At 35.6% G+C, this 5,182-nt stretch carries 6 protein-coding genes; 5 read left to right on the plus strand and 1 reads right to left on the minus strand.

The window, feature by feature from the left end; genetic code table 11:
- The 5 genes from ACFIO3_RS08590 to ACFIO3_RS08610 all read left to right on the plus strand — a co-directional run.
- Positions 1-417, plus strand: a 417-nt coding sequence (locus ACFIO3_RS08590) for a DUF177 domain-containing protein (protein ID WP_375704319.1), incomplete at its 5' end; no start/stop codon positions are given.
- A 149-nt stretch (positions 418-566) separates the two neighbouring features.
- The gene (plsX, locus tag ACFIO3_RS08595) at positions 567-1,637 is read left to right on the plus strand and encodes a phosphate acyltransferase PlsX (protein WP_375607114.1); all 1,071 of its coding nucleotides are present in this window, start codon (positions 567-569) and stop codon (positions 1,635-1,637) included.
- Positions 1,638-1,686: 49 nt separating this feature from the next.
- Positions 1,687-2,661: a beta-ketoacyl-ACP synthase III gene (locus ACFIO3_RS08600; RefSeq protein WP_375615270.1), complete on the plus strand. Its 975-nt coding sequence runs from the start codon at positions 1,687-1,689 to the stop codon at positions 2,659-2,661.
- 77 nt (positions 2,662-2,738) lie between these two features.
- Positions 2,739-3,053: an integration host factor subunit alpha gene (locus ACFIO3_RS08605; protein WP_273791377.1), complete on the plus strand. Its 315-nt coding sequence runs from the start codon at positions 2,739-2,741 to the stop codon at positions 3,051-3,053.
- A 196-nt stretch (positions 3,054-3,249) separates the two neighbouring features.
- On the plus strand, positions 3,250-3,753 hold the full coding sequence (locus tag ACFIO3_RS08610) for a MerR family transcriptional regulator (protein WP_375615271.1): 504 nt from the start codon (positions 3,250-3,252) through the stop codon (positions 3,751-3,753).
- A 1,043-nt stretch (positions 3,754-4,796) separates the two neighbouring features.
- On the opposite strand, the gene ACFIO3_RS08615 is transcribed toward ACFIO3_RS08610, so the two are convergent.
- On the minus strand, positions 4,797-5,182 hold a 386-nt coding region (locus ACFIO3_RS08615; protein WP_375704320.1), incomplete at its 5' end, for a His/Gly/Thr/Pro-type tRNA ligase C-terminal domain-containing protein.

Consider the following 5,182-nt stretch of genomic DNA (forward strand, 5'->3'; position numbering starts at 1 on the left):
ATTGAAGTAAAATCTTGTGAGGGAAAATTTCATATTTTCCCGTGGAAAAAACGCGGAGTGCGTATAAAAGGTCTGTTGCAAGCGCGTATACTACAGTTATGTGTTGTTACATTAGAACCATTAGAAAATATCCTTTGTGAAAATATTGAGGTTGTTTTTGTTCCTGAAGATTCAAATTTGATGAAGCCCAAAATATCAGAGGATACAGGGGAATTGTTTTTAGATGTAGAGGGGCTTGATACTCCTGAAGTGTTTTATGATGATAAAATTGATATTGGCGCAATCATGGAAGAGTTTTTTGAGTTGTCTATTAATCATTATCCACGTAAAGAAGGGATAAAGATGAATATGGTTGAAAATTTAGAAGAAGCAGAGCGAAAATTCTCTCCATTTTCTGTTTTGAAAAATTGGAAGTGATTGTAAAAAAATATAAAAAATATCTATTGTATGCTAAACGGTATTTTCTGCGGAGCGATTTTCGCAAGATATTCTGTGTGAGTATTCAGGAGCCAAAAATCATAATATGTATTTAAAGATGTAAATGAAAAGATGTGGGATATGCAAGCGTGATTAGAATTTCTGTGGATGTCATGGGCGGTGATTACGGTCCAGAAGCAGCTATTGCAGGAGCAGCAATTGTACAAAAATATTTATCAAATATTTATTTTCTATTTTATGGGGTAGAGGAGACTGTTTGTCCGGTTTTAAAAAAATATCCCTGTTTGGATTCTGTATCGCGCTTTTGCCCGACAGAAAGTTATACACGCATGGATGAAAAGCCAAGCCAAGCACTTCGTAACGGACGTGGTAAATCATCAATGTGGTACGCCATTGAAGCGGTAAAAAATGGTGAAGCTGATGCTTGCATTTCTGCTGGTAATACGGGTGCACTCATGGCCATGTCTTATTTTTGTTTGAAAATGCTTGCAGAGGCTGAACGTCCTGGTATTGCGGGTATCTGGCCAACACTGCGCAGTGAGAGTATTGTTTTAGATATTGGAGCAACAATTGGTGCCTCTGCTAGTCAGTTGGTTGATTTGGCGGTTATGGGAGCAGGTATGTTTCGCGCTTTATATCACACTGAAAGACCAAGTGTTGGGCTTTTAAATGTGGGGGTGGAAGAGGTTAAAGGACTTTATGAAATAAAAAAAGCAGGAATGATATTGCGTGAAGTGCAATTAGAAGGATTGGAATATAAAGGATTTGTTGAGGGCAATGACATTGGAAAAGGAACAGTCGATGTTGTTGTAACAGAGGGGTTTTCTGGTAATATTGCTTTAAAAACCGCAGAAGGAACCGCGCGACAGATAGGAGAGATTTTAAACTCTGCAATGCGCAGTTCTTTTTTAACATCTCTTGGTTATTTTTTATCGCGGGGTGCTTTTCGTATACTGAAACATAAAATGGATCCTGATAGGGTGAATGGAGGAGTGCTTTTAGGTTTGAATGGTGTTGTTATAAAAAGTCATGGCAGTGCTAATGCTAATGGCTTTGCTTCTGCTATCCGCGTTGGTTATGAGATGGTTAATAACGGACTTTTACAAAAAATAACGGCTGATTTACGGCGATTTCATGAAAATAAAGAAACACTTTTTGACCAAGAAGATGAAGCAGTGATGAATGGAGAGTCCTTATGATAAGCTCTTATAATAGAAATAAAAAATTTGAAGAAAAGGTAAGAGCTGAATGATTCGGTCAATTATACGGGGTGTAGGAAGTGCTTTGCCGAAAAGAAGTTTATCAAATGATGAGATTGCAAAGTTTGTTGAAACGTCAGATTCATGGATTGTTCAGCGCACAGGAATACGCCAACGTTATATTGCCAGTGAAAATGAAACAACTGTTTCTTTAGGAGTTGAGGCTGCGCAAGCAGCACTTACAAATGCTGGTTTAACAATAAGAGACATCGATTGTATTATTTTAGCAACGTCCACCCCGAATCGTACTTTTCCTGCTTCTGCTGTTGAAATTCAGCATGCTTTGGGAATGAGTCATGGATTTGCTTTTGATATTCAAGCTGTTTGCTCTGGTTTTATTTTTGCTTTAACAACAGGAGATTCTTATTTACGGTGTGGGGGGGCTAAAAGAATTTTAGTTATTGGATCCGATACATTTTCTCGAATTTTAGATTGGGAAGATCGTACGACATGTGTTTTGTTTGGTGATGGTGCTGGTGCTGTTATTTTGGAAGCACAAGAAACTGAGGGGGATATTGCTTTTGAGCGTGGTATATTGTCTGCGAAATTGCGCTCTAATGGTGCTTATATAGATAAGCTATATGTTGATGGTGGACCTTCAACAACACAAACGACAGGCTATTTGCGTATGGAAGGACGAGAAGTCTTTAAATATGCTGTTGGTATGATAACGGATGTGGTTGATGATTGTTTTGCAGCTGCAGGTATGGATTCTTCACAACTAGATTGGTTTGTACCTCATCAGGCTAATAAGCGCATTATTGAAGCATCTGCTAAAAAGCTGGGAATTTCACTAGATAAAGTTGTGATTACCGTTGATCAACATGGTAATACGTCTGCTGCATCAGTTCCGTTGGCTTTAACAACAGCTGTTTGCGATGGAAAAATAAAAGAAGGAGATCTTATCATGTTAGAAGCCATGGGAGGTGGATTTACATGGGGAGCAATTCTTATTCGTTGGTAAATTATGGCTACTTGACCATATTTTAAGAAAACGTATAAGTCATTTTGTAATTTTTAATATTTTAATAGGTGGTTATAATGACAAGTAAGACAGTAACGCGTGCAGATTTAGCGAGCGTAGTTTGTAAAAGAGTGGGCTTGTCACATACTGAATCAGCAGCTTTAGTCGAATTGGTTTTGGATGAGATTTGCAACTCACTTGTAAGAGGTGAAGCGGTTAAATTATCTTCTTTTGCAACTTTTCAGGTTCGCAGTAAAAATGAACGTGTTGGACGCAATCCAAAAACAGGTGTTGAAGCACCTATTCCGCCGCGACGTGTTGTGACGTTTAAGGCTGCCAATGTTCTTAAACAGAGAATTTTAGATTCGCATCGTGCAAAACAGAAAAAATGATATCTCATAAATAAATGCCATGGTATGTTTGGTATTTGTTAAAGAAATGTATAAAATAAAAGTCTTTGTTTTTTAGAAAAAGACTGGTGAGTAAGGTGTCAATGATGGTCTTATTTTTGACTAATTTTGTTGAGAAATTGAAACAGAATGAGTCATTGTAAAGTAATTTATTTTGTTTTAAATAAGGTGTTACGAAATGGATAAAAGCTCTGATGCTTTTCGCACAATTAGCGAAGTAGCGGAGTTATTGGAGCTTCCGCAGCATGTCTTAAGATTTTGGGAAACACGTTTTAGGCAGATTAAACCAATGAAACGTGGGGGAGGAAGGCGCTATTATCGTCCGGTCGATGTTGATTTGCTCAATGGTATTAAGCAGTTACTATATGATCAGGGTTATACGATAAAAGGTGTGCAACGCCTTTTGAAAGAAAATGGTGTTGCTTTTGTGACTGCATTGGGTAATGGTGATCTTGATGCTATGAATGTGGTCATAGAGAAGAAACATGCAGGACAAACTTCTGAAAATGCAAGCAATAAGCCTAAAAAATCTTCTTTTGGGCTTTTGAGCTTCATGAGGAATGAGGGAGAAACATCTGTCGGTTCTTTGAATCTTTACAAAGACAAAACTGATAAAGCATTGTTACAAGAAATTTTGTTTGAACTCATTGAATGTAAGCGTGTTCTTGATAGAGCACGATAATAATAATATTTTTTATTTTATATGTGTTTCGTAGATATTTAGACGTTTTATGGATGTGCTCAGAATTTAATACGTTCAACGAGAGGTCATGTACCGTATGTGTATATTTAACGAGTTTTTTATAAGAGTTTTTAATTTGGTAAAATATGAAGAGGAAAAAGAATAAACGCTGAGTTTTGCCATTTTTCTTTGATTTAGCTTTATAAAAATTAAGGCAATATCTCATCAGTGTAGATTGCGGGATGTAGAATGCCGTTGGCTTACCGATTCATGTGCTTGTTTTAAAGAGATGTTTCTTAAGCTTATTTTGCCATGATTCTTCGTGAATGATATAATGGTAAACTCTGCTGAATGTCGCTATTTTTACATTTATGAAGGAGCAAGTCGGCATCATCATTATAGTTATAGTCTGTCCTCAATGATTGCAACGATCCTTAGCACTTTAGGCGGTTCATTGTAGGCATTTTAAAAGTCCTTTCTCAATAATTTTTATCCACACATTTATTCCGCTTGTTTGGTGCAAGCAAATGATTTTGATAGATTCAACATAAACATATTTAAAATAAGAGAATCCTATGATATTCAAAGCTTTATTTAATATGAATAACGATATATTATGATTATAAATCAATATCTTGTCTTTTTTATAAGGGCTTATCTTATGAATAAGACATATCATTGTTTAGGTAATTTTACATATTTTTTATTAATAAATATAATCTTGTTTCCAGTTTTCTTGCTTGATATTGCTATCATTATTGTAATGATCTATCCATGATAATAGCAGAATCTTTTCATTATAAAGGTAAAAGATTAATGTTATTATTAATATTCAATTGGCTATGATTTTTTCATTTAAACAAGCTCATAGCTTACATTCAATTTTTTCACCAATCTACCTTGTAGAGAAAGAGCCGTTATTCTTTCTGATGATAGGTCATTGTGCATGAAACAAAAACACACTACAATATCAAATTATTTCATTTTGTACAAAAACTGAAGATTTATAGTAAAAAATTAACGTATTACAATTTTCTGTGATATTACGCATTTATTACGCGTTGCAAATCTGGAGGTGTTGCCTCATTTGAGAGTTGTTTAATTACATCTTCTACAGATAAAAGGGTTTGATTTGTACTTCCTAAGCGGCGCATATTTACGCTATTTGTTTCAGCTTCACGTTTGCCACATACCAAAATTACGGGGACTTTTTGTAAAGAATGTTCTCGTATTTTATAGTTAATTTTTTCATTGCGGAGATCTATTGTTGCGGAAAGCCCAGTAGCTTTAAGTTTTGCTGTTATTTTTTGGGCATATTCATTTGCTTCGGATGTAATTGTTGCAACAACAATTTGTTCAGGAGCAAGCCAAAGTGGCATATGTCCAGCAAAGTTTTCGATTAATATACCAAGGAAACGCTCCATTGATC

It is taken from the genome of Bartonella sp. AD328YNZD (genome assembly GCF_042196425.1).